Here is a 26,399-nt window from a genome sequence, read left to right as displayed (position 1 = left end):
GCCGCGTCTCCCTCCAGAAGAACCAGACGGTGTCCCTGGTCAAGGGCGGCAAGCCGCTGCTGAGCCAGGTCAAGATGGGCCTCGGCTGGGAGCCCGCGTACCGCGGCAAGGACATCGACCTGGACGCGTCGGTGATCGCGTACGGGCCGCAGCGCAACCACATCGACAGCTGCTACTTCGGCAAGCTGTCGATCGTGAACGGCGCGATCAAGCACTCCGGTGACAACCTCACGGGTGAGGGCGGCGGTGACGACGAGGTGATCGTCGTCGACCTGGGCCGGCTCCCGCAGGAGGTCACGGGCCTGGTCTTCACGGTGAACTCGTTCTCCGGCCAGAAGTTCACCGAGGTCGCCAAGGCGTACTGCCGACTGCTCGACGCGGCCACCGGCGAGGAGCTGGTCCGCTTCGACCTCACGAACGCGGAGGCGCAGACGGGCGTGATGATGGCGAAGCTCATCAAGCAGTTCAGCGGTGAGTGGGAGATGACCGCGATGGGCGACTTCGTGAAGTCGCGCACGGTGCGCGGGATGGTGAAGCCGGCCGCGCAGGCGCTGTAGCGGGCCGCCGGAAAATGCGGTGCGGGACCACCGCCGCGCTGGCTACGGTGGTCTCGTCCAGGTGCGCAGGAGCGGGCTACTTCCACTCATCATGGGGCGGTCGCGGGTTCGAGTCCCGTCGTCGACTTCGGGTCGGCGTAGCTCAGTGGCCAGAGCACCAAATGTCGCCTGCACCGATCTGAACTCTGGACACTCGACGACGCGAGCCGTCCGCCCACGGGGGAATCCGGGCGGACGGCTCGCGTTCGTCGTGGCGGGCCGGCGTCAGAAGTCGACCGTGACGCGGCGGTCCACGCGGGCCACCGACTCCTGCCCGAAGCGCCCCTCGTACTCGGCGCGGATCTCCTCGATCCTCGGGTCCGCCAGGCGGGCCTCGCGCGCCGGGTAGAACAGGATCAGCTCGTAACTGCGCTCCCGCTCGATCGTGCCGTGCGCGTCCCGGTACTGACCGCGGGCCTCCTGCACGGTGAGCCCCTCGGGGAAGCGCGGCGTGACGAACGCGTCGACGAACGCCCGGAACTCCGCGTCGGTGACATCGGGCCCGCCGTCGGGACGGGCGGTGCCGAAGAAGAGGCTCGTCTCCACGTAGGGCTGCGCGGCCCGGACCGCCGCGGCGGGCGCGAGCCCGGCCGAGGAGGCCGCACCCGCGGGCACCGCGGCACCCGCGCCGAGCAGGGCGGTGGACAGGGCCAGGATCGTGAGGCAGCGGCGTGGGTGGGACAGCGGGCGCAACGGACGTCCTTCCGTAGGGGTTTCCGGTTCCGTTGCGTAACGACAGGCCCGCCCGGACCGCTACGGCACCACGACGATCTTCCGTCCGACCCCCGACGCGAACTGGTCCAGCGCCTGCGGGTAGTTGTCCAGCGGCAGGCGGTCGCTGATGAAGACGTCGGGGTCCAGGGTGCCCGCCGCGAAGAGTTCCGCCGCGCGTTCGTAGCTGTGCAGGACCGCCATCGAACCGGTGATGGTGATCTCCTGGTTGTAGATGCGGTACGGGTCGATCGTCACGCGCGTCGCGTAGTCCGCGACGCCGAACTGGAGGAACGTGCCCGCCTTGGCGACGCGGTCGAGGCCGTCCTGGATCGCCGCCGCGTTGCCCGTCGCGTCGATGACGACGTCCCAGCCGCCGGGGCGGTCCAGTTCGTCGGGGCCCGCCGCCGACGCCGAGACGCCGAGGCGCCGGGCCGTGGCGAGGCGGTCCGGGTTGAGGTCGACCACGTCGACGCTCGCCGCGCCGGTCCGCTTGGCCAGTTCCAGCATCATCAGGCCCATCGTCCCGGAGCCGTAGATCAGGACGTGCGAGCCGAGGCGTGAGCGCAGCACGTCGTAGCCGCGGACCGCGCAGGAGAGGGGCTCGATCAGCGCCGCGTCCTGGGTGCGCACGTGGTCGGGGAGGCGGACGCAGTTCGCGGCGGGGGCCAGCGCGTACTGGGCCGCGCCGCCCGCCGTCGTCACCCCGATCGCCGCCCACCGCTCGCACAGGTTGCCCCGTCCGGCGCGGCAGTAGCGGCACTCGTGGCAGTGCAGGGAAGGGTCGACCGCGACCCGGTCGCCCACCCTCAACTCCGTGACGGCACCGCCCACTTCGGCCACCGTGCCGGCGAACTCGTGGCCCGGCACGACGGGCAGCGTCGGGGCGAACTCGCCCTGGAGGATGTGCAGATCGGTGCCGCACAGACCGCAGGCGGCCACCTCCACGACGACGTCCCGCGGTCCGGGCGTCGGGTCCGGGACCTCGCCGACGACGACCTTGCCGACGGATTCGACGATGGCTGCCTTCATTTCACAGCTCCCAACGACAGGCCCTGGACCAGCTTGTCCTGGGCGGCGAACCCTGCCGCGAGCACCGGCAGGGAGATCACGAGCGACGCGGCGCACACCTTCGCCAGGAACAGGCCCTGGCTGGTGATGAAGCCGGTCAGGAAGACGGGCGCGGTCTGGGCGACGACGCCCGTCAGGACCCGCGCGAAGAGGAGTTCGTTCCAGCTGAAGATGAAGCAGATCAAGGACGTCGCCGCGATGCCGGGGAGCGCGATCGGGGCCACGACGCGGGTCAGTACGGTCGGCAGCCGCGCGCCGTCGATCTGCGCCGCCTCGATCACCGCCACCGGCACCTCCGAGAGGAACGAGTGCATCATCCACACCGCGATCGGCAGGTTCATCGAGGTGTAGAGGATGACCAGGAGCCAGATGTTGTCGAGGAAGTCGGTGTTCTTCGCGAAGAGGTACAGGGGCAGGAGGCCCGCCACCACCGGCAGCATCTTCGTGGAGAGGAAGAAGAACAGGACGTCCGTCCACTTCCGCACCGGCCGGATGGACAGCGCGTACGCCGCCGGGAGCGCGAGGAGCAGCACGCAGAGCGTCGAGACCACCGACGCCACCGTCGAGTTGATGAGCGCGGGCCAGGGACTCGCGCCGCCGCCCGCGCCGAAGAAGTCGCGGTAGCCGTCGAGGGTGAGGGAGGCCGCCCAGGACGGCGGGTTGGTGGCCGCGTCGCTCTCCGAGTGGAAGGACGTCAGCGCCATCCAGGCGACGGGCAGGAAGAAGACGATGCCGGCCAGCCAGGCGACCAGGCCGAGCCCCTTGGTCCTGAAGAAGGTCGAGAGTGTCATCCGCGTGACGCCTCCTCACGGAACAGCGACGAGACGACGCGCAGCGCGAACGTCGCGATGATGATCGAACCGATGACGACCAGGACGCCGGCCGCCGAGGCGAGCCCGTTCTCGTGGGCCTGGTAGAAGGTCTGGTAGACGGTGTACGGGAGGTTGGCGGTGCCCAGACCGCCCGAGGTGAGCGTGAACACGGCGTCGAAGTTCTGCACGATGTAGATCGAGCCGAGCAGGGCGCCGAGTTCGAGATAGCGGCGCAGGTGCGGAAGCGTGAGGTGGCGGAAGATCTGCCAGGGGCCCGCGCCGTCCATCCGGGCCGCCTCGATGAGTTCGGGGGAGCGCGACTGCAGGCCCGCGAGCAGGATCAGCATCATGAACGGGGTCCACTGCCAGATCAGCGAGACCTCCACCGCGAGCAGCGGGGTGTTGGAGATCCAGTCGGGCTGCGGGCCGCCGACGTAGTGCAACAGGCCGTTCAGGAGCCCGTACTCGGGGTTGTACAGGACGTGCTTCCACAGCAGCGCCGCCGCCACCGGAACGACGAGGAACGGGGCGATCAGCAGCGTGCGGACCAGGCCCCGGCCGCGGAACCTCCGGTCGAGCAGCAGGGCGAGCGCGAGCCCGATGACCAGGCTCGCCACGACCACCGCCACCGTCAGGAGGATGGTGGTGAGGACGGACTTGCGCAGGTCGGGGTCGGTGAGGACCTCCGCGTAGTTGCCGAACCAGGTGAACTGCCGGGCGTCCGGGTACAGCGCGTTCCAGTCGAAGAAGGAGATCACCAGCGTGGCCACGAACGGGAGCTGGGTGACCACGATCATGAAGACCAGGGCGGGGAGCAGCGGCGCACGGGTCGCCCAGACGCGCAGCCGGCCGGGTGCGCCCGGACTCTGCGCGGCGCGGGCGCGCGGTACGGAGACGGCGGGGGGAGGGGTGGCTGTGGTCGGTGTCGTCATCGTCCCTCGTACTCCTTCGCGATCTCGGAGGCGAGTGCCTGGGACTTGCGCAGGGCCGAGTCGACGGACTGGCGTCCGGCGACGGCCGCACTGATCTCCTGCGAGACCTTGGTGCCGAGATCGGTGAACTCGGGGATGCCGACGAACTGGATGCCGGGCGCGGGCCGCTTCTGCACGCCTGGGTCGCGCGGCCGGGCGCCCGCGATGGCGGTGCGCGTCTGCTCCTGGAACGCGGCGGCCTCGGCGCGGTACTCGGGGATCTCGTACGTCGAGGCGCGCTTGCCCGCCGGGACGTTCGACCAGCCGATCTTCTCGCCGACGAGGTTCTCGTACCCCTTGCCGGACGCCCAGGAGATGAACTTCCATGCCTTGTCGGGGTTGTGGGACGCCTTCTGCAGGCCCCACGCCCACGTGTAGAGCCAGCCGCTCGACTCCGTCTTCTCGACCGGCGCCGACACGTAGCCGATCTTGCCCTTGACCGGGGACTTGGCAGCCTCCAGCGAACCGGCGGCGGACGTGGCGTCGTACCACATGGCGGTCTTGCCCTGGGTGAGGTTGTTGAGGCACTCGGCGAAGCCGGACTGGGCCGCCCCCGACTCGCCGTGCCTGCGGACCAGGTCCACGTAGAAGCGGGTCGCGTCCTTGAAGCCCTGGTCGTCGAGGCGGGCCGTCCAGTCCTTGTCGAACCAGGTGCCGCCGTAGGTGTTCACGACCGTCGTCAGCGGCGCCATCAGCTCGCCCCAGCCGGGCAGTCCGCGCAGACAGATGCCCTTCATGCCCGGCTCGGCGCCGTCCGCCTTCGCCGCGAGGTCCGCGACCTGCCGCCAGGTCGGGTGCGCGGGCATCGTCAGGCCCTTCTTCGCGAAGACGTCCTTGCGGTACATCAGGAAGGACGACTCGCCGTAGAAGGGTTCGCCGTAGAGCTTGCCGTCCTCGCCGGTGAGCGACTCCCGCATCGGTTCGAGGATGTCCTGCTGGTCGAAGCCGGGGTCCTTCCGCACGTACGGGCCGAGCTCGTGCAGCCAGCCGTTGCGGGCGTAGATCGGTATCTCGTAGTTGGAGAGCGTCGCGACGTCGTACTGGCCCGCCTGGTTGGCGAAGTCCTGGCTGATCTTGTCGCGGACGTCGTTCTCCGGCAGGACGGTGAAGTTGACCTTGATGCCGGTCTCCCGCGTGAAGTAGCGGGCCGTCAGCTTCTGCAACTCCGTCATCTGCGGGTTGTTCACCATCAGGACATTGATGGAGTCGCCGCCCCCGAGCCCGCCGGCGCCGGCCCAGCAGCCGGACAGGAGAGGGGTGAGCAGCGTCCCTGCGGCGGCCGTCGCGAGCAGGGCGCCCGGCGGCCTCCGTCGGCTCTGGGTTCGCATGGATGCTCCTGGACATTTCGTGGGATGGGGGACGAAGCGGTACGCGCGCGGGTGTGCGGAACCGCCGCACGTACCGGGGGAGTTGACGGGGTACGGCCGGTCAGACGCGGATGACCTGCGGGCCCATCAGCGAGTAGCGGTGCGCCTCGGACGCGGGCAGCTGGGTACTCGTCACGATCGTCTCCAGGGCGCCCACCGGCGCGAACCGGCAGAAGCTGACCGCCCCGAACTTGGTGTGCACGCCCGCGAAGACGGTGCGCCGCGACGCCCGGATCGCCTGCGCCTTGACCTCGCTGACCGCCGGGTCGGGAGTGGTCAGGCCGTGGTCGCGGTTGATGCCGTTCGCGCCGATGTAGGCGAGGTCGATGACGAAGCCGGCCAGCATCTTCGTCGTCCAGTGGTCGACGGTGGCGAGCGTGCCCGCGCGCACCCGCCCGCCGAGCAGCAGCACGGTGGTGTGGTCCGCCTCGGCGAGCGCGCCCGCCGTGGCCAGCGACGCGGTGACCACGGTGAGCGGCCGGTCGCGCGGCAGGGCCTCCGCGATCAGCTGCGGCGTGAACCCCTCGTCGACGAAGACCGTCTCGGCGTCGCCGAGCAGGTCGGCGGCCGCCGTGGCGATCCGCCGCTTCTCCGGCACGTGCATCGTCGTGCGGAACGCGAGCGTCGTCTCGAACCCGGCGCTCTCCACCGGATACGCCCCGCCGTGCGTGCGCCGGATCAGACCGTGGTCCTCCAGCGCCCGCAGATCGCGGCGGACGGTCTCCTTGGCGACGCCCAGGTCGGCCGCGAGCTCCGTGACGTCGACCGAACCGGTGCGGCGCGCCGCGCGTACGATCTCCCGCTGTCGTTCCTCGGCGCTCATGCCGCCCGCCTCCCCGGCTCCGCTGCCCGTTCGGGCCCGGAAAGGCCCGCACCGGAAGTTCTACCGGTGGTGGGCGGGGGTGACCAGGTCTGTTGCGGGCCCGATGGCGCCCGTTCCTGCCCGTTCCCGGTGTGCGATGCCCGGCTCGGACCTGCGCGGGAGCGGGGGACCGGGTGGGTTCGGGCGCGGTGGATGCCCGGTCAACAGGGCGCGCGGGCCCGTTTGCCGACCACGTGGGCCGGAGTGGCGGGCCCAGCGGGTGGTCAGCCCGCCGGTCGGGCGGGCGGGGTGCGCGGCGTGATGCGGCGCAGGGCGAGGAGCGTGGCGTCGTCGTGGCGGTGCGGGCCGTCGAGGCGGGCGACCAGACGCCGGGCGTAGTCCAGCAGGTCCTCGCGGCCCGCGCCGGGCGCCGCGTCGGCGAAGCACTCCCGGGCGGCGGCCAGGAAGCGTTCGGTGTCCTCGTCCGGGTCGTGACCGCGGCGCTCGGTCAGTCCGTCCGTGTACAGCAGCACGATGTCGCCGATCTCCAGCGAGAAGGCCGCCGCGCTGTACACGGCACCGGGCAGCACCCCCACCGGCAGCCCGGGACCGCCCGCCGGCAGGGGCAGCTGCGTCGTCCGGCCGGACCGGACCAGGACCGGGACCGGGTGCCCGGCGCACGTCCAGCGCAGCAGGGCGATCTCGGGGTGGTAGCGGGCGATGATCGCGGTCGCCGTGGACTCGATCCCGTCGGCGCAGGCCAACTCGTTGAGCCACTGCGTCAGTTGCTCGACCCGCTGCTCGGTGTACGCGAGCCCGGCCAGCGCGTACCGCAGCTTCGCCATGAGGGTGACCGCCTCCAGGCCGTGGCCGCGCGCGTCCCCCAGCGCGATCAGCAGCCGGTCGCCGGGCAGCCTGCGCGCCTTGTACCAGTCGCCGCCGACCCCGGCCTCGCGGGCGTCCGGACGGTAGACGGCGGCGGCCTCCAGACCGTAGGCGGCCAGCTCGTCCTGGAAGTGCGGCAGCACCGCCTCGCGCAGCGCGTTCGCGACGTCGGCGACGGCCTCGGCGCGCTCCTGCTGGCGGCGGGCCTCGCGTTCGGCGCGTTCGGCGGCGTCCCGGCGGCGGCGCTCCGCGGTCACGTCGACGAGGACGCCGCGCACGGCCCACACCAGGCTGCCGGGGGCGATCCGGATCGGCTCGGCCGTCATCCGGATGACCCGGTCGCCCGCGCCGCGCAGCCGCAGCTCGCAGTCCGTCGTCCGCTTGCGCAGGATGACGTCGTACAACGCCTGGTAGAGGCCGGGGAGGCTCTCGGGCGAGGCCGCGTGGGCCAGGCCGGCCAGTCCGGGCAGCGGAGCGTTCGTGTCGAGGCCGAGGACCTGGCGGAAGCTGCCGGACGGCTCGACGCCGTGATCGCCGAGGTTCCACTCCGCCCAGCAGACCCGGACCAGCTGCTGCGCGGCGGCCGCCATGCGCAGCCGGTGCCCGCGCTCCCAGACGACCAGCACGTGCTCGCCGCACGGGGTGATCTGTACCTGGTCGTTGATCCGTATCGGGCCCGACGGGGTGTCCGCGATCCACTCGATGGTCTCGGGGCCCTGGACGGTGCCCTCGTGGTAGGCGCGGGCGATCATGCCGGGGACCGGGGTGCCGCCGACCGCGGGGAAGTGCTCGTACAGCGACACCGGCGCCGTCCAGGTCGGCGGGACAGAGGGGGCGAGCCGCTCGGTCGCGTAGGCGCGGGCGGCCGCGTTCTGGGTCACGTAGAGGATGTCCTGGATCCGGCCGGCGCCGTCGACCACGGGAGCCAGCAGCAGCGCGGGATTCGGGACGGCGTCGAGGATCTGCTGAGCGGATGGCGGCACCGGGTACTGCGCCGTCGGGGCCGACCGGGTGACCGGCGGGCGGGGGCGGTGCTCCTCGGCGTACGTGCGGACGCGTCGGCGCTGGGCGTCGAGGAGCTCGTGGATCGCCTGGAGGTCGAGGCGGGAGCGGGCGGCTCGCGTCGAGGAGGGGTCCACCATGCGGATCGGGCCTCCAGTGCGCGGGAAGTACGGCCGTGCCGAACATGATCACCGCGATGGCCTGCGGCGGCCAGTGGGGAGCCGCCGACCGGCCCCGTCCGGGTCCGCCCTCGCCGGAGTCACCAGGCCGCCCCCCCCCGGGCCGGGGTCACGCCGCCTTTTCGAGGTTCTGGGGTGGGGTCATGAGGCCCAGGAAGAGGAGGGCCGGGAGGAGGGCGCCGCTGCCCGCGGGGCGGATTCCGTAGTGGCGGGCCGACTCGTCCATGTCGCGCAGCAGGTGGCGGCCGTCGGTGCTGCCGGTGCCGCCCGCGGCCAGCACCGCTGCCGCGTCCCGCTGGATCATGCGCAGGGCGAGCGGGCCGTGCTCGCGCAGCACCCGGTCGTCCTCCAGCCAGGAGATGTACGTGAGCAGCGCGTCGAGCTGGACGGTCTCCTCGGCGACGCCCCGGGACCTGGCCGCGTCGAGCGTGGGCAGCAGGACCTGGGTGAGGCGCAGACAGGCTTCCTTCTCGGCCGTGCTCAGCGGGTAGTCGTGGGCCAGTGCCCCGGTGGGTTCGACCTCCCGGCCGAGGTCGAGGGCGAGGCGGCAGGCGTCGGTCACGCCGTCGGCGCCGTGGGCGCAGCCGGCCACCAGCAGACACAGGACGCGGCTCGCCCGGTCGAGCCCGTCGTCGGACGCCACCTGGGGGACGGCGCCCTGCGCCCGGCGGCAGGCCGCGTCCAGCCGGCCGATGTCCGCACCCGCCTCGGCCGCGTCCAGGAAGGCTTCCCTGAGCAGGTCGCCGGTGCCCGCGAGGGAGCGGAACGCGGCCGATGTGGGCGCGTGCGCCCGGGGGTCGAGCAGCCCCGGTTTCGGCGCCAGGAAGATCTCCTGCGTGATCGCGTCCACGGCCAGGTCCGCCAGCTCCTCGGGAGGCGCCGTGCCGAAGGCGACGGGCGGGTGCGGGGCGGCGGCGGGGCGGGGTGTGGGCGGCATGAAGGGGTCCTGCTTCCGTGTCCGGGTTCCGTCGGGCGTCATGGCTGCCCGGACATGACCGGGCATCTCAGTGATGCCCGGCCGGAATGCCGGAAATCATGACTTAAGTCCCGTACGGCGGAAGCGGGCCGCGAGACCGGCGGTCAGTACGGCCAGATCGGCGGGTCGTTGATGAAACGGCCGCCCATGAAGCGGTGGGCCGGGTTGTCGTCGCTGAGCGGGCCGTGCTCGGCGAGGAGCTTCTCCGCGTACACCTCGGAGTCGTCCTGCGGCGCGTAGCCGAGGGCGCGGGCGCTGGAGAGGTCCCACCAGACGCGGGTGTTGGCGGACGAACCGTAGACGACCGTGTGCCCGACCTTCTCGGCGGACAGGGCCGCGTGGAACAGCCGGGCGCCGTCGGCCGGGCTCATCCACACCGACATCATGCGGACGTCGGTCGGCTCCTTGAAGCAGGACCCGATGCGGACCGACACCGTCTCCACGCCGTGCTCGTCCCAGTAGAACTGGGCGAGGTCCTCGCCGAACGACTTCGACAGGCCGTAGAAGGTGTCGGGGCGGCGCAGCGTCTCCACCGGGACGAGGGGGGCGCCGTCCTCCACGCGCGGGCGCGGGGTGTAGCCGATCGCGTGGTTCGAGGAGGCGAAGACGATCCGCGGGCCCGTGCCGTCCGCGCGCGACGCCGTCTCCTCGCGCACCGCCTCGTACAGCTGGTAGGTGCCCTTGATGTTCGACTCGAGGATCTTGTCGAAGGTGGACTCCAGGGAGATCCCGGCGAGGTGCAGCACGCCGTCCACCCCGCGCACCGCCTCGCGCAGCGCCGCCGTGTCGTTGAGGTCGGCGACGATCGCGTCGGGCGCGTCCTCGACGGGGCGCACGTCGAGCAGGCGCAGGTCGTAGCCGTGCTGCGGCAGCAGGTCCCGCATCAGGGTGCCGAGGCCGCCGGCGGCGCCGGTGAGCAGGATCGTGCGGGGCCCGGGGGGCGTCGGGGTGCCGGGAAGGGCAGACATGCGCGTGGTCTCCGTGTCCGTGAGCTGCATTCACATTCATGGATGCGAGAGGCAACGCTAAGGAGCGGCCGTCCGGCCCGTCAAGAGTCGTGTGAATGCGGCGAGTTCGGACGCTTGACCGCCTCCTGGAGGGCGGCTTACGGTGAGCGCGTTCAGAAATATAGACGCGGATCAGAAACGTGCACATGTTTCAGGCACATGTTCAGGGAGAGCCCGTGACGCCAGCCCCGCTCGCCGCCCGACTCAGCATCCCCCGTGGACCGCTGTTCTTCCCGGTGACCGCGTACGGACCCGACGGTGCGGTGGACCTCGACACCTACCGCACCCACGTGCGGCGCGGCGTCGAGGCCGGGGCCGCCGCCGTGTTCGCCTGCTGCGGCACCGGCGAGTTCCACGCGCTCGCGCCCGAGGAGTTCGAGGAGTGCGTCGCGGCCGCGGTCGAGGCGACGGACGGCCGGGTGCCCGTCGTCGCGGGCGCCGGGTACGGCACCGCGCTCGCCGTCCAGTACGCGCGCAGGGCCGAACGGGCGGGCGCCGACGGCCTGTTGGCGATGCCGCCCTACCTCGTCGTGGCCGGCCAGGAGGGCCTGCTCCGGCACTACGCGGAGCTGGCCGACGCGACCTCCCTCGACCTCATCGTGTACCAGCGCGACAACGCCGTGTTCACCCCGGAGACCGTCGTCGAGCTCGCCCGCCACCCCAAGGTCCTCGGCCTCAAGGACGGCCTCGGAGACCTGGACCTGATGCAGCGCATCGTCAGCGCCGTACGGTCCGAGGTCCCGGAGGAGTTCCTCTACTTCAACGGCCTGCCCACCGCCGAACTCACCGGGCTCGCCTACCGCGGCATCGGCGTCACCCTCTACTCCTCCGCCGTCTTCGCCTTCGCGCCCGACATCGCCCAGGGCTTCCACAAGGCGCTGAACACGGGCGACGACGCCACCGTGAACCGGCTCCTCGACGGCTTCTACCGGCCCCTCGTCGAACTCCGCAACCAGGGGAAGGGGTACGCGGTCGCGCTCGTGAAGGCCGGGGTACGGTTGCGCGGGCTCGACGTCGGCGAGGTGCGCCCGCCGCTCCAGGAGCCCCGCGAGGAACACGTCAAGCAGCTCGCCGAACTCATCGAGCGCGGGCAGCAGTTGCTGGAAGGAGCCGGTGAGTGAAGACCTCCGCCTTCGTCTACCCCTGGGACGTCGTCGGCGACCCGGACGCCGCCCGCCGCATCGCGGACCTCGGCGTCCAGCAGGTCACGCTCGCCGCCGCCTACCACTCCACCAGGGCTCTCACCCCGCGCCACCCGCACCACCGCATCGTCACCGCCGAACACGCCGCCGTCCTCTACCCGGCCGACGAACAGCGCTGGAAGGGACGGGAGCTGGCGCCGTACGCGGCCGGCGACTGGGCCCCCGGTGACGCCTTCGGCGAAGCCGCCGACGCGCTCGCCGCGGCCGGGCTCGACGTCCACACCTGGGTGGTCCTCGCCCACAACTCCCGCCTGGGCGCCGACCGTCCGGACACCTCCGTCGTCAACGCCTACGGCGACCGCTACCCCTGGGCCCCCTGCATCGCGCAGCCCGCCACCCGCGCCTACCTCGTCGACCTCGCCGCCGAGGCCGCCACGCGGCCCGGCGCACGCGGCACCGAACTGGAGTCGCTCGGCTGGTACGGCCTCGCGCACCTGCACGCCCACGACAAGACGGCCGGGGTCGGCCTCGGCGACGCCGGGCAGTACCTGATGTCGCTCTGCTTCTGCCCGTCCTGCCGCGACGGATACGGCCGACACGGCCTGGACGCCGACGCGTTGGCGCAGTCGGTGCGCACCGCCCTGGAACCCGTGTGGCGCGGCGAGACGCCCGACGGCGGCTGGGACGCCGTCGAGAAACTGCTCGGCGCCGAGACCGCCACCGCGACCCGCGCCTTCCGCGACGCGACCGCCCGCAGCCTCCAGGAGACGGCCGTCGCGGCGGTGCGCGACACGGCCCCGGACGGCTTCCAGGTACTCCTGCACGCCGACCCGGTCTCGTACCACTGCGGCGCCAACGCGGGCGTCGACCCCGCCCACATCCTGGCCGTCGCCGACGGCGTCGTCGTGCCCTGCACCGGCGGCGCGGGACTCCTCGGCCCGTTCGCCGCCCAGGGCAGGGGAGTGGTCGCCGCGAACCTCACCGTCGTCCGCGGCATGGGCGGCAGCCCCGGCACCCTCGCCGCCGACGCGCGCGCCGCCCGCGAGCTGGGCGCCACCGAGCTGCGGCTCTACCACGCGGGTCTCGCCTCGGACGCCGACCTCGACGCCGTCACGGAGGCCCTCGCCGAGCTCTGAGCGGACGGCACCGATGAGTTACGGGCCGCGGGCCGGTCTGCACCGGTGAGATCTCGAACTCACCGGAAGGGTCACCATGAGTGACACGACAGTGGACATCGGCCCGCAGGCCCGCATCGTGGCGCGCCTCGCCCACGGCGTCCGCGAGGAACAGCTCGACCTGCCCACCCCTTGCCCCGCGTACGCGGTGCGCCATCTGCTCGGCCACGTCGCCGGCCTGGCCGTCGCGCTGCGCGCCACCGGACGCAAGGAGGCCGGCGACGCGACCGGCACCGACCCCGGCAGTACCCTGCCCGACCTCGGACCCGACTGGCGCGCCGCGCTGCCCAGAGCGCTCGACGACCTCGCCGAGGCCTGGCAGGACCCGGCCGCCTGGCAGGGCATGACGCGGGCGGGCGGCCTCGACCTGCCCGGCGCCGTCGCCGGGCTCGTCACCGCCGACGAACTGGTCGTGCACGGCTGGGACGTGGCGCGGGCCACCGGCCAGCCGTACGTGCCCGACGAGGCGGCGCTGCGCGCGGCGCAGCAGCTGCTCACACCGGCCGGCGACGGCGACGACGGCCGCGACGGCCTGTTCGGCCCGGTCGTGCCGGTGCCGGACGAGGCCCCGCTCCTCGACCGGGTCATCGGCCTCAGCGGCCGGGACCCGTACTGGAAGCCGTAGCCGGTGTCCCGTTCTCCTGCGCCCCGTTCTCCTGCGCCCCGTTCTCCTGCTCCCTGGGCTCCGTGTGCAGGACCCGGAAGCGGCCGGGCTCCGCCGGGTCGCGGTCGGCGACCTGGACGGGCATCCCGGTGGACTGCCACACGCCGATCCCCGGCGTGCGCGCGAACCGGACCGGGCCGCGCGTGCCCTCGGCCGTGACGTCCGGCCAGGACACACCGGGCGAGCGCAGCGCACCGGCGAGCACGAGGACCGCGTCGTAGCCCTCGAAGGCGACGAAGGAGGGCGCCTCGGCCAGCCGCTCGCGCAGCGCCTTCCCGACGCGCTCGGCGAGGGGTCCCGGGCGCTCGGGGAGGTACCGCAGGAACGGGATGCCCGCCCCGTCCGCGCCCAGCAGCGACACCCACTCGGTGAACTCCGGCTGCCCGGCCGGAGCGCCCAGCAGCATCCCGGTCAGGCGTGCGTCGCCGCGCACCGCCCGCACGACCGGCACCGCCGGGTCCGGATGGCCGGCCAGCAGCAGGAGCGCCGTCGCGCCCAGCCCGGCGAGTTCGTCGCAGACGGCCACGGGGGTGAGCTCGCGCAGGTCGAGCTCGGTGACGCTGCCGCCGTGCTCGGCGAGGCGCCCCCGCAGGATCCGCACGCCCGAGGCCCAGTAGACGCTCGGCTGGGTCGCGACCGCGACATGGCGGTGGCCCGCGCCGGCCAGGAAGTCCGCGTAGACCCGCCAGCCGCGCGACTGCGGCGGGGCGAGCCGTGCCACCCGGTCGGCCGGGCCGTCGGTGAGCGCGTCGAGCACCGCGGACGAGCAGAGGAACGGCACGCCGACGGCTTCGGCGCGGGCGGCGGCGGCCCGGGCGACGACGCTGTGGTACTCGCCGACCAGCGCGGCCACGCCCAGACCGGCCAGCTCGTCCACGGCCGCCGTGGCCCGCCCGGGATCGGCCGCGGTGTCCCGGACCAGCAGCTCGACCGGCCGTCCGCCGATCCCGCCGGCGTCGTTCACCTCGTCCACGGCCAGTTCGAGACCGGCGACCAGGTGCCGGCCAGCCTCGGTCCAGCCGGGCCGGGTGAGGGGGGCGAGGGCGCCGATCAGGAGGGGCTCGTGGGGCGACGGGGGCGTGTTCATCGGGTGCGGTCTCCGGTGTGGGTGTGGGTGTGGGTGTGGTGTAGGTGGTGGTGGGCCGGTGGGGTGCTGCGGCGGGCAGGGGTCAGTCGCGGCCGATGCGCCACGCGTCGAGCCGGAACGCCCGGCCGGTGACCGGCCCCTGCCGGCCGCCCGGCACGATCCAGTACACGCCCTGCCGGGCCGGCCGCAGCGAGTGGAACTCGTGGGTCTCGACGGCCAGTTCGGCGCAGCCGTCGCCGTCCAGGTCGGCGAGGGCCAGCTCGGTGCCGAAGTAGTCCCGCTCGTAGTCCTCGCTCGGCAGGCCGGGCATGCCGACGTCGGTGCGGTCGAAGGTGTACGAGGCGGTCGTCGCGAGCCCGTTGCGCCCGCCCAGGAAGACCGCGACGTTGCCGACCTGGTTCTGCCGGTCCCTGTAGTCGGCGGTGACCAGGTCGTCGCGGCCGTCGCCGTTCACGTCGCCCACCGCCGAGGTGTGGCCCTCGGGCGGCTCGGTCGTGGCGCGGCCGGTGCCGGGGCCAGCGGGGCCGCCGTAGACCACCTTGTCGTCGTGGATCAGGTCGACGCGGCCGTTGCCGCCGAAGTCGGCCGTGCGGTCGACCGCCAGGCCGTCGGCCGGATGGAGGATCGGCTGGCCGCCCTCGTCGCCCTCCGGGTCGTACGGGAGCTGCTTGCCGTGGCCGAGCGCCGCGATCCCGCCGGCCCGCACCACCGAACGGTCCTCGCCCACGCGGTAGTACGACGCGTCGGCGAACACCTTCGGCCAGCCGTCCTCGGTCTCCCTGCCCTCCGCTCGGACCCCCGTGGTGACGAACTCGTCGCGGCCGTCCCCGTCGAAGTCGCCCGCGGTGAGCGAGTCCGTGTAGACCCGGCCGCGCTGGGTGATGTCGATGAACCGGCGCCGGCCGGGACTGCCGTCGGCGTGGTCGAACGGGCCGAACTCGATCGCCGCGCACCGGACTTCGCTCGTCGCGCCCTCGGCCGCTCGGTACGGCCCCGACACCAGGTCGAGGTGCCCGTCGCCGTCGAAGTCACCGATCGCGAGGTGCGGCACCGAGGTGTCGGGCAGCTGGTGACGCTGCCCGCTGACCCCGCCCGCGCCGCCCCACAGGATCTGCTCCTCGTAGTGGTCGAAGTCCCCGTTCCGCTTCGTCCGGTAGGCGGTGAGGAGGATGTCGGCGCGGCCGTCGCCGTCCAGATCGCCGGTGAGGGACGCGACGTGCCCGCCCTGCGTCCCCGGATTGCCGATGATCGGGCCGTCGATGCCCGGGAAGTGGTCGGTGAGCGAGACCTGACGGCCCTCGGGAGCACCGGACGAGGAGCCGAGCAGCAGCGAACGGTTGGGCTCCCAGGCCTCGCCGCGCTTCTTGTTCCAGCCCGTCAGGAGCAGGTCGTGCCGGCCGTCGCCGTCGAAGTCGTCCCGGTTCGGGGCGCGTCGGCGGTCGCCGCCCGTCCGCTCGGGCGCGGGAGCGGGCGACGCGGCCGACGGGGTCGAGCAGCGCCCCGGGGAGGCGGGGCGGGCGCTCTCGGCGTCGCCCGTGCAGGACGCGGCGAGCAGTACGACGGCGCAGGTGAGCGCCGGGACGAGTCCCCGGCGACGGGGTGCGGTACGGGCCATGGACGCAATCTCCGCACATGAGGGCCGCGTTGTGCTCACGGGACGGTAACCATCGGGTCACGCGGGACAGGACAGTGCAGGTCGTACGGGTGTGACCGTCAACGGGCCACCGTAGTACGGGACTTCTTTTGCCAGAAGCGTTGACGAAACATGCCCGTGCTTCTAGCTTCAACGCGTCGTACTTCGTACGTCATATATGAGACGCGATACGCGGTACGTGAGATACGCCGTACGAGACATGCCGTACGAGGCATGTCGTACGGGATACGCCAGACATCAGACGCGAGTACCACCAGCACGAGCACCACCCCCCGTGCGAGACCGCGACACCGAGAGGCGCGCATGACCTCTGTGCCCATCCCGATCCCCTCCCGCACCCAGTACGTCCTGGAGGGCATCAAGAGCCGCATCCTCACCGGGCAGTTGAGCCCCGGCCAGGCCCTGGTCGAGACCGACCTCGCCGCGCAGTTCGGGGTCTCCAAGACGCCGGTGCGCGAGGCGCTCAAGACCCTGGCCGGGACCGGACTCGTCGTGATGAGCCAGTACAAGGGCGTCACGGTGCGGATGGTGGACGCGGACATGGCCCGCGAGGTCTACGACGTGCGCCTGCTGCTCGAACCGGAGGCACTGCGCCGCACCGTGCAGCGCCGCGCCTCCCTCGACGAGGCCAGGTCCGCCCTCGAACGGTCCGACACCGCGACCGACACCGCCCAACGCTCCCTGGCCAACCGGGAGTTCCACCGCGCCCTGTACGTCCCGTGCGGCAACCCGCTGCTCGGCCGGATGCTCGATGAGGTCCGCGACCAGGCCGCCCTGGTCTCCGCCGTGGCCTGGGCCGCCGACCCGTCGTGGGAGCGGGAGGCGACCGAGCACCGGGAGATCCTGGAGCTCGCGCTGGCCGGGGACGCGCAGGGCGCCTCGCGCGCGCTGCGCGACCACATCGCGTCGTTCGTCCAGCGGGCCTTCCCCGAGGCCCGCGAAGAAGAGGGTGAGCAGCACTCATGACCGTGCCGACCGACGCGACGCCGAGCACGCCCACGCCGTACGCGTTCGAGACCCAGCGGGCCGCGCTCGCCGACGTCGTCGCGATCCCGGTGACCCCGTTCGCCGAGGACGGATCCATCGACGACGCGACCTTCAGGTCCCTGCTGCGACGCCTGCTCGACGGCGGGGTGCGCATCCTCACCCCGAACGGCAACACCGGCGAGTTCTACGCCCTCGCCCCCGAGGAGCGCCGCCTGGTCACCGAGTCGACGCTCGACGAGGCAGGAGGGCGGGCCGCGATCCTGGTCGGTGTCGGACATGACCTGCCCACCGCGATCGACGCCGCCCGCCACGCCCGCGAGCACGGCGCCCACATGGTGATGGTGCACCAGCCCGTGCACCCGTACGTCTCCGCCGCCGGCTGGGTCGACTACCACCGGGCCATCGCGGACGCCGTGCCCGAACTGGGCGTCGTCCCCTACATCAAGAACGCCTCGCTGCCCGGGGAGCGGCTCGCCGAGCTCGGCGCGGCCTGCCCGAACGTGATCGGCGTGAAGTACGCCGTGCCGGACGCCGCACGCTTCGCGGGCTTCGCCCGGGACGCCGGCCTCGACCGGTTCGTGTGGGTCGCCGGGCTCGCCGAGCCGTACGCGCCCACCTACTTCTCGGCGGGCGCCACCGGCTTCACCTCCGGGCTCGTGAACGTCGCGCCGGGCATCTCGCTGTCCATGATCGAAGCGCTTCGATCCGGTGACTATCCGGCGGCCATGAAGGTCTGGGAACAGATCCGCCGCTTCGAGGAACTGCGCGGCGCCGACGCCTCCGCCAACAACGTCTCCGTCGTCAAGGAGGCCCTCGCCGCGCTCGGCCTGTGCCGCCGCGAGGTCCGCCCGCCCAGCCGCGAACTGCCCGAGCCGGAGCGCGCCGAGGTCGCCGACATCGCGGCGGGGTGGTCCATATGAGCGCCGCCGCCAGAGCCCGCCTCGCCCCCGAGGAGCTCCGCTCCCACCAGTGGTACGGCACCGAGGGCGCCCTGCGCACCTGGTCCCACAACGCCCGTATGCGGCAGCTCGGTTACGAGGCCGAGGAGTACCGGGGCCGCCCGGTGATCGCCGTCCTGAACACCTGGTCCGACATCAACCCCTGCCACGTCCATCTGCGCGAGCGCGCCGAGGCGGTCAAGCGGGGCGTGTGGCAGGCGGGCGGCTTCCCGCTCGAATTCCCCGTCTCCACGCTCTCGGAGACGTACCAGAAGCCGACCCCGATGCTCTACCGCAACCTCCTCGCCATGGAGACCGAGGAGCTGCTCCGCTCCTACCCGGTCGACGCGGCGGTGCTGCTCGGCGGCTGCGACAAGTCGACGCCCGCGCTGCTCATGGGGGCGACCTCCGCCGACGTCCCGTCCCTCTTCGTGCCCGCCGGACCGATGCTGCCGGGCCACTGGCGCGGCGAGACGCTCGGCTCCGGCACCGACATGTGGAAGTACTGGGACGAGCACCGCGCGGGCAACCTCACCGACTGCGAACTCCGCGAGCTCCAGGGCGGGTTGGCGCGCTCGCCCGGCCACTGCATGACCATGGGGACCGCCTCCACCATGACCGCGGCGGCCGAGACGCTCGGGATGACGCTGCCCGGCGCCTCGTCGATCCCCGCGGTCGACTCCGCGCACGAGCGGATGGCCGCCGCCTCCGGACGCCGCGCCGTCGAGCTGGCCTGGACCGCGCTCCGTCCTTCCGAGATCCTCACGGCCGACGCGTTCGAGGACGCCGTCACCACGGTTCTCGGACTCGGCGGCTCCACCAACGCCGTGATCCATCTGATCGCCATGGCCGGACGGGCCGGGATCTCCCTGACCCTCGACGACTTCGACCGCGTCGCACGCACCGTTCCCGTGCTCGCGAACGTGCGGCCCGGCGGACAGACGTACCTGATGGAGGACTTCCACTTCGCCGGCGGCCTGCCCGCGTTCCTCTCCCGGATCACCGACCTGCTGCACCTCGAACGGCCCACGGTCAACGGGACGCTGGGGGCGCAGCTGGCGGGCGCCGTCGTCCACGACGACGACGTCATCCGCCCCCGCGACAACCCGGTGGCCGCCGAGGGCGGGGTCGCCGTCCTGCGCGGCAACCTCTGCCCCGACGGCGCCGTCATCAAGCACATCTCCGCCGAGCCCCACCTGCTGAAGCACACCGGCCGGGCCGTCGTATTCGACGACTACAAGACCATGCAACGCACCATAAACGACCAGGAGTTGGGCATCACCGCGGACAGCGTCCTGGTGCTCAGGAACTCCGGCCCCAAGGGCGGCCCCGGGATGCCCGAGTACGGCATGCTGCCGATCCCCGACCACCTCCTCAAGCAGGGCGTACGGGACATGGTGCGGATCTCCGACGCCCGGATGAGCGGCACCAGTTACGGCGCGTGCGTGCTGCACGTCGCCCCCGAGTCGTACGTCGGCGGGCCCCTCGCCCTGGTCCGCACCGGCGACCTGATCACCCTCGACGTCGCCGCCCGCACCCTCCGGCTCGACGTGCCGGACGACGAGCTGGCCCGCAGGCAGGGCGAGTGGAGCGCGCCGGCCGAGCGCTACGAGCGCGGATACGGGGCGCTCTACAACGAGCAGATCACCCAGGCCGACACCGGCTGCGACTTCGCCTTCCTGGCCAGGCCGGGCAAGGTACCGGACCCGTACGCGAGCTGAACGCGCGGCGGGTGGGGCGCGGGCCGCCGCCTCCCCGGACCGCCGCCCCCGCTCCTGGTCGACATCTCGAACTACGTCTGCGAAGCGCTTCGAGCTGAACGTTGGTGAAGCGCTTCACCTGCACCACATCTGAGCCACCGAGAACGGAGTCCCGTCATGGCCCAAGCCGCAGCCGTGGCCAAGAGCCCGCCGTCCCGGCGCCGCAGGTCAGCCACCCCGCGCAGGCTGCCCTACCTGCTGATCGCGCCCGCCGGGCTGCTGATGCTTGGCTTCATCGCGTACCCCGTCATCAGCGTCTTCTACTACAGCCTGCAGCACTACAACCCCACCAAGCCCTGGCGCAACGGCTTCGCGGGCCTCGACAACTTCGTCACCGCGTTCACCGATGACCCCGACTTCTGGAGCACGCTCGGCTTCAGCCTCCAGTGGGTCGTCGTCCAGGTCGTCCTCCAGCTGCTGCTCGGCCTCGGGCTCGCGCTCGTCGTCAACCAGACCTTCGTCGGCCGCGGGATGGCCCGCGCCCTCGTCTTCTCCCCGTGGGCCGTCTCCGGCGTGCTCACCTCGGCCGTCTGGATGCTGCTCTACAACTCCCAGACCGGCCTCACCCGCTACCTCGCCGACGCCGGCATCGGCAGCTACGGCACCTCGTGGCTGTCCGACACCGCGACCGTCTTCCCGGCCGTCGTCACCGCCGAACTCTGGCGCGGCGTCCCCTTCTTCGCGATCCTCATCCTCGCCGACCTGCAGTCCGTCCCGAAGGACCTCTACGAGGCCGCCGAGGTCGACGGAGCGAGCCGGCTGCGGCAGTTCCTCCACATCACCCTGCCGCACCTCAAGGACGCGATCATCCTGTCCACGCTGCTGCGGGCGGTCTGGGAGTTCAACAACGTCGACCTCCTCTACACCCTCACCGGCGGCGGACCCGCGGGCGAGACGACCACCCTGCCGCTGCGCATCGCCTCCATCGCCGTCGACTCCCACGACTTCGGCTACGCGTCCGCGCTGACCTCCATCGCCTTCGTGATCCTCCTCTTCTGCTCGATGCTCTATCTCCGCCTGAGCAAGTTCGGGGGCGACGCCAAGTGACCGTCAAGGAAGCCCGTTCGACCGACCTGGCGGGCACCACCGCACCCGCGTCCGCGCCCGGACGGCACCGCGCCGTCCCCGCCCCGCCCCAGAAGGGCCGCGCCTGGGACGACGTACCGCGCTGGCAGATCTACGTCCCGCTCGGCGTGTACCTCCTGTTCACCCTCGTCCCCTTCTACTGGATGCTGCTCTTCGCGTTCCGGCCCGCGGGCTCGACCTCGCTCGTGCCGTGGCCGCTCACCCTCGAACACTTCGACAAGGTGTGGAACGAGCGGGCCTTCGCGACCTTCTTCCAGAACAGCCTGCTCGTCGGCGTCGCCTCGATGCTCATGACGACCGTCGTCGCCCTGGCCGGCGGCTACGCGCTCGCCCGCTTCAACTTCCGCGTCAAGCAGGGCTTCATGCTGGCGCTGCTGTGCTCGCAGTTCATCCCGGGCGCGCTGATGCTGGTGCCGCTGTTCGAGATCTTCGCCAACCTGCGGATGATCAACTCGCTCGGCAGCGTCATCATCGCCGAGACCGTGTTCCAGCTGCCGCTCACGATGATCCTCATCAGCGGGTTCATCAAGAACGTGCCGATGTCCCTGGAGGAGGCCGCCTGGGTCGACGGCTGCGGACGCTTCCGCGCCTTCTGCGCCGTCGTGCTCCCGCTGCTGCGGCCCGGCCTGATCGCGGTCGGCTCCTTCGCCTTCGTGCACAGCTGGAACCACTTCCTGTTCGCCCTGATGTTCCTCTCCGACCAGGGCAAGCAGACGATCCCGGTCGGCCTCGCGACCCTCATGGGCGCCGACTCCGTCGACCTCGGCGCGCTCGCCGCCGGCGGCGTCGTCGCGGCCCTGCCCGTCGTGATCGTCTTCGCCTTCATCCAGAAGTGGCTCGTCACGGGCTTCAGCGCCGGGGCGGTGAAGGGATGAGTACCACGCGCGTACGGGAGCCGGTCCCCGTCGTCCTCGCCGGCGCCCGCGGCCACGGCCGCTGGCACCTGGCGAACATCCGCCGCTTCACCGGCACGGGCCGGGTCAGGCTCGCCGGGGTCTGCGAGCTGAAGCCGCTGGACGCCGACGAACTCGCCGGGTTCGAAGGAGTCGCCCAGGACGCCGACTTCGGGGCGCTGCTCGACTCGACGGGCGCACGCGTCGCGATCGTCTGCACCCCCATCCCCACACACACCGACCTGGCGCTCGTCGCCGCCCGCCGGGGCGTGCACCTGCTCCTGGAGAAGCCGCCCGCGCCCTCGTACGCCGCGTACGAGCGGATGGCGCACGGCGTCGCCGCCGCCGGCATCGCCTGCCAGGTCGGATTCCAGTCCCTCGGCTCGCACGCCGTGGCCCGCATCCGCGACCTGGTGTCCGACGGCCTGATCGGCGACCCCCTCGGCATCGGCGCCGCAGGCGCCTGGGCCCGCGACGAGGCGTACTTCCGCCGCGCGCCGTGGGCCGGACGCCGCCGCTACGACGACGGCACCGACGTCGTCGACGGCGTCCTCACCAACCCCCTCGCCCACGCCGTCGCCACCGCCCTCGCCCTCGACGGGGCCACCGGCGGCGACGACCTCGCCGACATCCGCACGGAACTCTTCCGCGCCAACGACATCGAGGCCGACGACACCTCGTACGTCGGGATCACCACCCGGCACGGCTCCCGCGTCACCGTCGCCGCGACCCTGTGCGCGGAGCGTCCCGACGAGCCGTACGTCATCGTGCACGGCAGCCGGGGCCGGATCACCTTCTGGTACAAGCAGGACCGCGTCCTCGTGCAGCGCGCCGGACACGGACCCGAGGAGACCGTGCACGCGCGCACGGACCTCCTGGAGAACCTGGTCGACCACCTCACCACCGGCGGCGCCACCGAACTCCTCGTCACCCCCGCCGCGACGGGCGCCTTCATGCGGGTCGTCGAGGCGATCCGCCGCGCGCCCGAGCCGGGCGCCCTGCCCGCCGAGGCGTGGACCGCCGTGCCCGGCGAGCGGGGCGGCGCCGACCGCCGCGTCGTGCCCGGCGTCGACGGACTCGTCGCCGCCAGCGCCGACACCCTCACCGGCTACGCCGGGCTCGGAGCGTTCTGGGCCAGGCAAGGACTGGAGGCCGCACCGTGAACCGACTCGCCACCGCCCCCCTGACCCTGACCTGCGCGGGCCGCCCCGTCGCCCGCTACGAGACCCGCCCCGACCTCCCGGCCCGCCTCGCGCCGCGCCCCTACCTGCACCCGGTCACCACGCTGGCCGGCACCCGGGTCACCGAGTCCGCCCCGGCCGACCACGCCCACCACCTGGGCGTGAGCGTCGCCGTCCCCGACGTCGCCGGACGCAACTTCTGGGGCGGCCGCACCTACGTACGCGGCCGGGGCCCCACCGAGCTCGACAACCACGGCGAGCAGCGGCACGTCGAGTTCAAGCTGAGCGACCCCGACGGCTTCGTCGAGGACCTCCAGTGGCGGGCCGACAGCGGCGTCCTGCTGCGCGAGCGGCGCACCGTCGCCGTCACCCGGCTCGGCGACGACGCGTGGGCGCTCGACCTCACCTTCGCGCTCACCAACCCGGCCGCCGAGGACCTGACCATCGGCAGCCCCGCCACCAACGGCCGCCCCGGCGCCGCCTACGGAGGCTTCTTCTGGCGCGCCCCCAAGGAGCCGGCCGCGCCCGCCGTGTTCACCGCCACGGCCGACGGCGAGCCCGCCGTGCACGGCCGCCCGGCCGACTGGCTGGCGCTCGCCGGCGACGGCTGGACCCTGGTGTTCGCCGGCGCCACCGCCGAGACCCGCCGCGACCCCTGGTTCGTGCGCACCGGCGAGTACCCGGGCGTCGGCTCCTCGCTCGCCCGCGACGCGCGCCTCGCGATCCCCGCGGGCGGCACCGCCGTCCGCCGGGTCGTCACCGTCGTCGCCGACGGCCGCCTCGACCGGCAGCGCGCCGCGAGCCTGGTCCGCAAGGCGGTGGCCGCATGAGCGCCGCACCGCGCACCGGCGACCTGGGCGACGGCACCTACCGCAACCCGGTGCTCGCCGCCGACTGGTCCGACCCCGACGTGGTCCGCGTCGGCGACGACTTCTACCTGACCGCGTCCAGCTTCGGCCGCGCACCGGGACTGCCCCTGCTGCACTCCCGGGACCTGGTCAACTGGACCCTCGTCGGGCACGCCCTCGACCGCCTCGAACCCGCCGAGGCGTTCGCCGCACCGCGGCACGACTGCGGCGTGTGGGCGCCGTCGATCCGGCACCACGACGGCCGCTTCTGGATCTTCTGGGGCGACCCCGACCACGGCATCCACCAGATCAACGCACCCTCGATCAGGGGGCCCTGGACGAAGCCGCACCTCGTCAAGGCGGGCAAGGGGCTCATCGACGCCTGCCCGCTGTGGGACGAGGAGAGCGGCGAGGCGTTCCTCGTGCACGCCTACGCCAAGTCGCGCGCCGGCATCAAGAACCGGCTCACCGGCCACCGGATGAGCCGCGACGGCCGCGAACTCCTCGACGAGGGACGGGTGGTGATCGACGGGGACCGGATTCCCGGCTGGTTCACCGTCGAGGGCCCCAAGGCGTACCGGCACGACGGCTGGTACTGGATCCTCGCCCCGGCCGGGAGCGTGGAGAGCGGCTGGCAGGGCGCCTTCCGCTCCCGTGACTTCTTCGGCCCGTACGAGGAGCGCGTCGTGCTCGAACAGGGCGACACCGCCGTCAACGGACCCCACCAGGGCGGCTGGGTGCGCACCGCGGCGGGGGAGGACTGGTTCCTGCACTTCCAGCAGCGCGGCCCGTACGGGCGCGTGGTGCACCTGCAGCCGATGCGCTGGGACGACTCCGGCTGGCCCGTGCTCGGCGCGGACGGCACCCCCGGCACCCCCGGCACCCCCGTCCTCGTCCACCGCAAGCCCGCGCTGCCGCCGCAGCCCGCCGCCGCGCCCGCCACGGACGACGACTTCCCCGGCGGCCGGTACGGACGGCAGTGGCAGTGGACCGCCAACCACCGTGACGGGTGGGCGAGTTCGCACGCCGGGGACGGACTCCGGCTGGCCTGCGTACGCTCCGCCGACGGGGTGCGCGACCTGCGCCGCGTCCCGCACCTGCTGACCCAGCGGCTGCCGCTGCTGCCGTCGCGGGTCGAGGTCGACCTCCAGCTCACCAGCACGACGCCCGGGGCCAGGGCGGGACTCGTGGTGCTCGGCGACGCCTACTCCTGGATCGGGCTGGAACGCGGCACGGACGGCGCCGCGCACGTCGTGCACCGGTTCGCCGAGTCCGTCGCCGACCAGGAGCGGGACGCCGCGCACCCGCGCCGGGCGCCCGACGGGACGGCCCGGCTGCGCGTGGACATCGCCGACGGGGCGCGCTGCCGCCTCTCCGTCGACACGGGCGACGGGTTCCGGCCCTCCGGCCAGGTGTTCGCCGCGCTGCCGTGGCGCTGGGTCGGGGCCCTGCTCGGCCTGTTCGCCGCAGCACCGGCCGGGACCGGCCCCACCGGCCCCAGCGGCACGGGACCGGCCGGGACCGCCCTGTTCACGCACTTCCGGATCACCGACAACTGACCTTCCCCGTACGCCTGTTGGGAGCCGCGACGATGCACCTCCACCGCAACGAGCGCCACCGGACCCGAGCCGCCCTCGCGGCCCTCGCCGCCACCCTCGGACTCACCACCCTGAGCCCGTCGGCGCAGGCGGCACCGCCCGACCGCTTCGCCGCCACGGCCCACGGCTTCGCCTCCCTCGCCGGCGGCACCACCGGCGGGGCGGGCGGCCGGGTCGTCACCGTCACCACCCAGGCCGACCTGGAGAAGTACGCGGCCGCCGAGGAGCCCTACGTCATCCGCGTCGCCGCCACGATCACGGCCGAGCCGTTCGGCGCGAACGTGGTCGTCGCCTCCGACAAGACGATCGTCGGCGTCGGCACACGGGGCGAACTCGTCCAGGGCGAACTCCACCTGAACCCCGGCACCAGCAACGTCATCATCCGCAACCTCACGATCCGCGACTCCGCGATCGAGGGCAACTGGGACTGCAAGGACACCGACTTCGACGGCATCCAGATGGACACCGCCGACCACGTGTGGATCGACCACAACCGGTTCTCGAACATCTGCGACGGCCAGCTCGACATCCGCAAGGACAGCGACTACGTCACCGTCTCCTACAACCGGTTCGAGAACAACAACAAGACGTTCGGCATCGGCTGGACCACCAACGTCATCACCAAGATCACCATCGACCACAACTGGTTCACCGGCACCAAGCAGCGCAACCCGTCCGCCGACAACTGCCGGTACGCGCACCTCTACAACAACTACCTGACCGCCCAGAACGACCCCGGTGACCCCGTATGGACGTACGGCAACTGGTCCCGCGGCCGCACCGAGATGGTCATCGAGAACAGCTACTACGACAGCGTCCAGCACCCCTACCAGGCCGACGCCACGGCCGAACTGGTGCAGCGCGGCTCGATCCTCAAGAACACCACGGGCCGCACCGACGCCTGGGGCGACGCCTTCGACCCGCGCGCCCAGTACCGCTACCACCTGGACCCGGCCGCCGCCGTGCCCGCCCTGGTGAAGAAGTTCTCCGGCCCCCAGGCCTCCTTG

General features: G+C 72.7%; 23 protein-coding genes and 1 pseudogene. 13 read left to right on the top strand and 11 right to left on the bottom strand.

What is annotated here, in order from left to right; all coding sequences use genetic code 11:
* Positions 1–557: TerD family protein (locus M4J07_RS17235; RefSeq protein WP_255972805.1), on the top strand; the 557-nt coding region annotated here is incomplete at its 5' end.
* Positions 558–821: 264 nt separating this feature from the next.
* On the opposite strand, the gene M4J07_RS17230 is transcribed toward M4J07_RS17235, so the two are convergent.
* The 9 genes from M4J07_RS17230 to M4J07_RS17190 form a co-directional block, all read right to left on the bottom strand.
* Positions 822–1,289: a DUF3574 domain-containing protein gene (locus M4J07_RS17230; protein ID WP_255972803.1), complete on the bottom strand. Its 468-nt coding sequence runs from the start codon at positions 1,287–1,289 to the stop codon at positions 822–824.
* A gap of 60 nt (positions 1,290–1,349) precedes the next feature.
* Positions 1,350–2,339, bottom strand: a complete 990-nt coding sequence (locus M4J07_RS17225; protein WP_255972801.1) for a zinc-dependent alcohol dehydrogenase family protein — start codon at positions 2,337–2,339, stop codon at positions 1,350–1,352.
* Entirely contained in the window at positions 2,336–3,169 is an 834-nt protein-coding gene (locus tag M4J07_RS17220; protein WP_255972799.1) for a carbohydrate ABC transporter permease, read from the bottom strand. The genes M4J07_RS17225 and M4J07_RS17220 overlap by 4 nt, the downstream gene beginning before the upstream one ends.
* The gene (locus M4J07_RS17215; protein WP_255972798.1) at positions 3,166–4,122 is read right to left on the bottom strand and encodes a carbohydrate ABC transporter permease; all 957 of its coding nucleotides are present in this window, start codon (positions 4,120–4,122) and stop codon (positions 3,166–3,168) included. The genes M4J07_RS17220 and M4J07_RS17215 overlap by 4 nt, the downstream gene beginning before the upstream one ends.
* Positions 4,119–5,489, bottom strand: a complete 1,371-nt coding sequence (locus tag M4J07_RS17210; protein WP_255972796.1) for an ABC transporter substrate-binding protein — start codon at positions 5,487–5,489, stop codon at positions 4,119–4,121. Before M4J07_RS17210 ends, M4J07_RS17215 begins: the two co-directional genes overlap by 4 nt.
* Positions 5,490–5,589: 100 nt before the next feature.
* Positions 5,590–6,351 (bottom strand): DeoR/GlpR family DNA-binding transcription regulator, encoded by a 762-nt coding sequence (locus M4J07_RS17205; protein WP_255972795.1) that lies wholly within the window; start codon positions 6,349–6,351, stop codon positions 5,590–5,592.
* A gap of 263 nt (positions 6,352–6,614) precedes the next feature.
* Entirely contained in the window at positions 6,615–8,357 is a 1,743-nt protein-coding gene (locus M4J07_RS17200) for a PP2C family protein-serine/threonine phosphatase (protein WP_255972793.1), read from the bottom strand.
* A 148-nt stretch (positions 8,358–8,505) separates the two neighbouring features.
* Positions 8,506–9,333, bottom strand: a complete 828-nt coding sequence (locus M4J07_RS17195) for a triphosphoribosyl-dephospho-CoA synthase (RefSeq protein WP_255972792.1) — start codon at positions 9,331–9,333, stop codon at positions 8,506–8,508.
* 143 nt (positions 9,334–9,476) lie between these two features.
* The gene (locus M4J07_RS17190; protein ID WP_255972790.1) at positions 9,477–10,340 is read right to left on the bottom strand and encodes an NAD-dependent epimerase/dehydratase family protein; all 864 of its coding nucleotides are present in this window, start codon (positions 10,338–10,340) and stop codon (positions 9,477–9,479) included.
* Positions 10,341–10,555: 215 nt separating this feature from the next.
* Between M4J07_RS17190 and M4J07_RS17185 the strand changes: the two genes are divergently transcribed.
* The 3 genes from M4J07_RS17185 (at position 10,556) to M4J07_RS17175 (ending at position 13,321) form a co-directional block, all read left to right on the top strand.
* Positions 10,556–11,500, top strand: a complete 945-nt coding sequence (locus M4J07_RS17185; protein ID WP_255972788.1) for a 5-dehydro-4-deoxyglucarate dehydratase — start codon at positions 10,556–10,558, stop codon at positions 11,498–11,500.
* Positions 11,497–12,657: a hypothetical protein gene (locus M4J07_RS17180; protein WP_255972786.1), complete on the top strand. Its 1,161-nt coding sequence runs from the start codon at positions 11,497–11,499 to the stop codon at positions 12,655–12,657. The genes M4J07_RS17185 and M4J07_RS17180 overlap by 4 nt, the downstream gene beginning before the upstream one ends.
* A 76-nt stretch (positions 12,658–12,733) precedes the next feature.
* A complete protein-coding gene (locus tag M4J07_RS17175; RefSeq protein ID WP_255972784.1) occupies positions 12,734–13,321 on the top strand; it encodes a TIGR03086 family metal-binding protein in 588 nt (195 codons plus the stop codon).
* Here M4J07_RS17175 and M4J07_RS17170 read toward each other — a convergent pair.
* Together M4J07_RS17170 and M4J07_RS17165 are read right to left on the bottom strand one after the other, a co-directional pair.
* The gene (locus tag M4J07_RS17170; protein ID WP_255972783.1) at positions 13,290–14,447 is read right to left on the bottom strand and encodes an ABC transporter substrate-binding protein; all 1,158 of its coding nucleotides are present in this window, start codon (positions 14,445–14,447) and stop codon (positions 13,290–13,292) included. The genes M4J07_RS17175 and M4J07_RS17170 overlap by 32 nt on opposite strands.
* Before the next feature lie 82 nt (positions 14,448–14,529).
* Positions 14,530–16,062, bottom strand: coding sequence for an FG-GAP repeat domain-containing protein (locus M4J07_RS17165; protein ID WP_255972781.1), 1,533 nt, complete (start codon positions 16,060–16,062; stop codon positions 14,530–14,532).
* Positions 16,063–16,404: 342 nt separating this feature from the next.
* Here M4J07_RS17165 and M4J07_RS17160 point away from each other — a divergent pair, with 342 nt between their 5' ends.
* From M4J07_RS17160 to M4J07_RS17120, 9 genes and pseudogenes are all read left to right on the top strand, one after another.
* The gene (locus M4J07_RS17160; RefSeq protein WP_255972779.1) at positions 16,405–17,067 is read left to right on the top strand and encodes a GntR family transcriptional regulator; all 663 of its coding nucleotides are present in this window, start codon (positions 16,405–16,407) and stop codon (positions 17,065–17,067) included.
* On the top strand, positions 17,064–18,008 hold the full coding sequence (locus M4J07_RS17155) for a dihydrodipicolinate synthase family protein (RefSeq protein ID WP_255972777.1): 945 nt from the start codon (positions 17,064–17,066) through the stop codon (positions 18,006–18,008). Before M4J07_RS17160 ends, M4J07_RS17155 begins: the two co-directional genes overlap by 4 nt.
* The gene (gene araD / locus M4J07_RS17150) at positions 18,005–19,747 is read left to right on the top strand and encodes an L-arabinonate dehydratase (RefSeq protein WP_255972776.1); all 1,743 of its coding nucleotides are present in this window, start codon (positions 18,005–18,007) and stop codon (positions 19,745–19,747) included. The genes M4J07_RS17155 and araD overlap by 4 nt, the downstream gene beginning before the upstream one ends.
* A 156-nt stretch (positions 19,748–19,903) precedes the next feature.
* Positions 19,904–20,833 carry a carbohydrate ABC transporter permease gene (locus M4J07_RS17145; protein ID WP_255972774.1) on the top strand — a complete coding sequence of 310 codons (930 nt, stop codon included), beginning with the start codon at positions 19,904–19,906 and terminating at the stop codon, positions 20,831–20,833.
* Positions 20,830–21,747 (top strand): carbohydrate ABC transporter permease, encoded by a 918-nt coding sequence (locus M4J07_RS17140; protein ID WP_374215053.1) that lies wholly within the window; start codon positions 20,830–20,832, stop codon positions 21,745–21,747. Before M4J07_RS17145 ends, M4J07_RS17140 begins: the two co-directional genes overlap by 4 nt.
* A complete protein-coding gene (locus tag M4J07_RS17135) occupies positions 21,744–22,928 on the top strand; it encodes a Gfo/Idh/MocA family protein (RefSeq protein WP_255972773.1) in 1,185 nt (394 codons plus the stop codon). The genes M4J07_RS17140 and M4J07_RS17135 overlap by 4 nt, the downstream gene beginning before the upstream one ends.
* On the top strand, positions 22,925–23,776 hold the full coding sequence (locus M4J07_RS17130; protein ID WP_255972771.1) for a DUF6807 domain-containing protein: 852 nt from the start codon (positions 22,925–22,927) through the stop codon (positions 23,774–23,776). Before M4J07_RS17135 ends, M4J07_RS17130 begins: the two co-directional genes overlap by 4 nt.
* Entirely contained in the window at positions 23,773–25,353 is a 1,581-nt protein-coding gene (locus M4J07_RS17125) for a glycoside hydrolase family 43 protein (protein WP_255972770.1), read from the top strand. The genes M4J07_RS17130 and M4J07_RS17125 overlap by 4 nt, the downstream gene beginning before the upstream one ends.
* A 32-nt stretch (positions 25,354–25,385) precedes the next feature.
* Positions 25,386–26,399, top strand: a pseudogene (locus M4J07_RS17120) (pectate lyase family protein); the annotation flags it as partial.

The sequence above is a fragment of the Streptomyces longispororuber genome (genome assembly GCF_024448165.1).
Taxonomy (GTDB): Bacteria; Actinomycetota; Actinomycetes; order Streptomycetales; family Streptomycetaceae; genus Streptomyces; species Streptomyces longispororuber_A.
Note: the sequence above shows the minus strand (reverse complement) of the source record. Positions and strands in the feature narration are given on the sequence as shown.

What these genes read in the sequence shown, in the direction of transcription:
- M4J07_RS17210 (WP_255972796.1), bottom strand. Translation starts at nt 5,489, where the DNA reads ATGCGAACCCAGAGCCGACGGAGGCCGCCGGGCGCCCTGCTCGCGACG.
- araD (WP_255972776.1), top strand. Translation starts at nt 18,005, where the DNA reads ATGAGCGCCGCCGCCAGAGCCCGCCTCGCCCCCGAGGAGCTCCGCTCC.
- M4J07_RS17220 (WP_255972799.1), bottom strand. Translation starts at nt 3,169, where the DNA reads ATGACACTCTCGACCTTCTTCAGGACCAAGGGGCTCGGCCTGGTCGCC.
- M4J07_RS17225 (WP_255972801.1), bottom strand. Translation starts at nt 2,339, where the DNA reads ATGAAGGCAGCCATCGTCGAATCCGTCGGCAAGGTCGTCGTCGGCGAG.
- M4J07_RS17195 (WP_255972792.1), bottom strand. Translation starts at nt 9,333, where the DNA reads ATGCCGCCCACACCCCGCCCCGCCGCCGCCCCGCACCCGCCCGTCGCC.
- M4J07_RS17175 (WP_255972784.1), top strand. Translation starts at nt 12,734, where the DNA reads ATGAGTGACACGACAGTGGACATCGGCCCGCAGGCCCGCATCGTGGCG.
- M4J07_RS17190 (WP_255972790.1), bottom strand. Translation starts at nt 10,340, where the DNA reads ATGTCTGCCCTTCCCGGCACCCCGACGCCCCCCGGGCCCCGCACGATC.
- M4J07_RS17145 (WP_255972774.1), top strand. Translation starts at nt 19,904, where the DNA reads ATGGCCCAAGCCGCAGCCGTGGCCAAGAGCCCGCCGTCCCGGCGCCGC.
- M4J07_RS17155 (WP_255972777.1), top strand. Translation starts at nt 17,064, where the DNA reads ATGACCGTGCCGACCGACGCGACGCCGAGCACGCCCACGCCGTACGCG.
- M4J07_RS17165 (WP_255972781.1), bottom strand. Translation starts at nt 16,062, where the DNA reads ATGGCCCGTACCGCACCCCGTCGCCGGGGACTCGTCCCGGCGCTCACC.
- M4J07_RS17135 (WP_255972773.1), top strand. Translation starts at nt 21,744, where the DNA reads ATGAGTACCACGCGCGTACGGGAGCCGGTCCCCGTCGTCCTCGCCGGC.
- M4J07_RS17125 (WP_255972770.1), top strand. Translation starts at nt 23,773, where the DNA reads ATGAGCGCCGCACCGCGCACCGGCGACCTGGGCGACGGCACCTACCGC.
- M4J07_RS17205 (WP_255972795.1), bottom strand. Translation starts at nt 6,351, where the DNA reads ATGAGCGCCGAGGAACGACAGCGGGAGATCGTACGCGCGGCGCGCCGC.
- M4J07_RS17215 (WP_255972798.1), bottom strand. Translation starts at nt 4,122, where the DNA reads ATGACGACACCGACCACAGCCACCCCTCCCCCCGCCGTCTCCGTACCG.
- M4J07_RS17200 (WP_255972793.1), bottom strand. Translation starts at nt 8,357, where the DNA reads ATGGTGGACCCCTCCTCGACGCGAGCCGCCCGCTCCCGCCTCGACCTC.
- M4J07_RS17170 (WP_255972783.1), bottom strand. Translation starts at nt 14,447, where the DNA reads ATGAACACGCCCCCGTCGCCCCACGAGCCCCTCCTGATCGGCGCCCTC.
- M4J07_RS17160 (WP_255972779.1), top strand. Translation starts at nt 16,405, where the DNA reads ATGACCTCTGTGCCCATCCCGATCCCCTCCCGCACCCAGTACGTCCTG.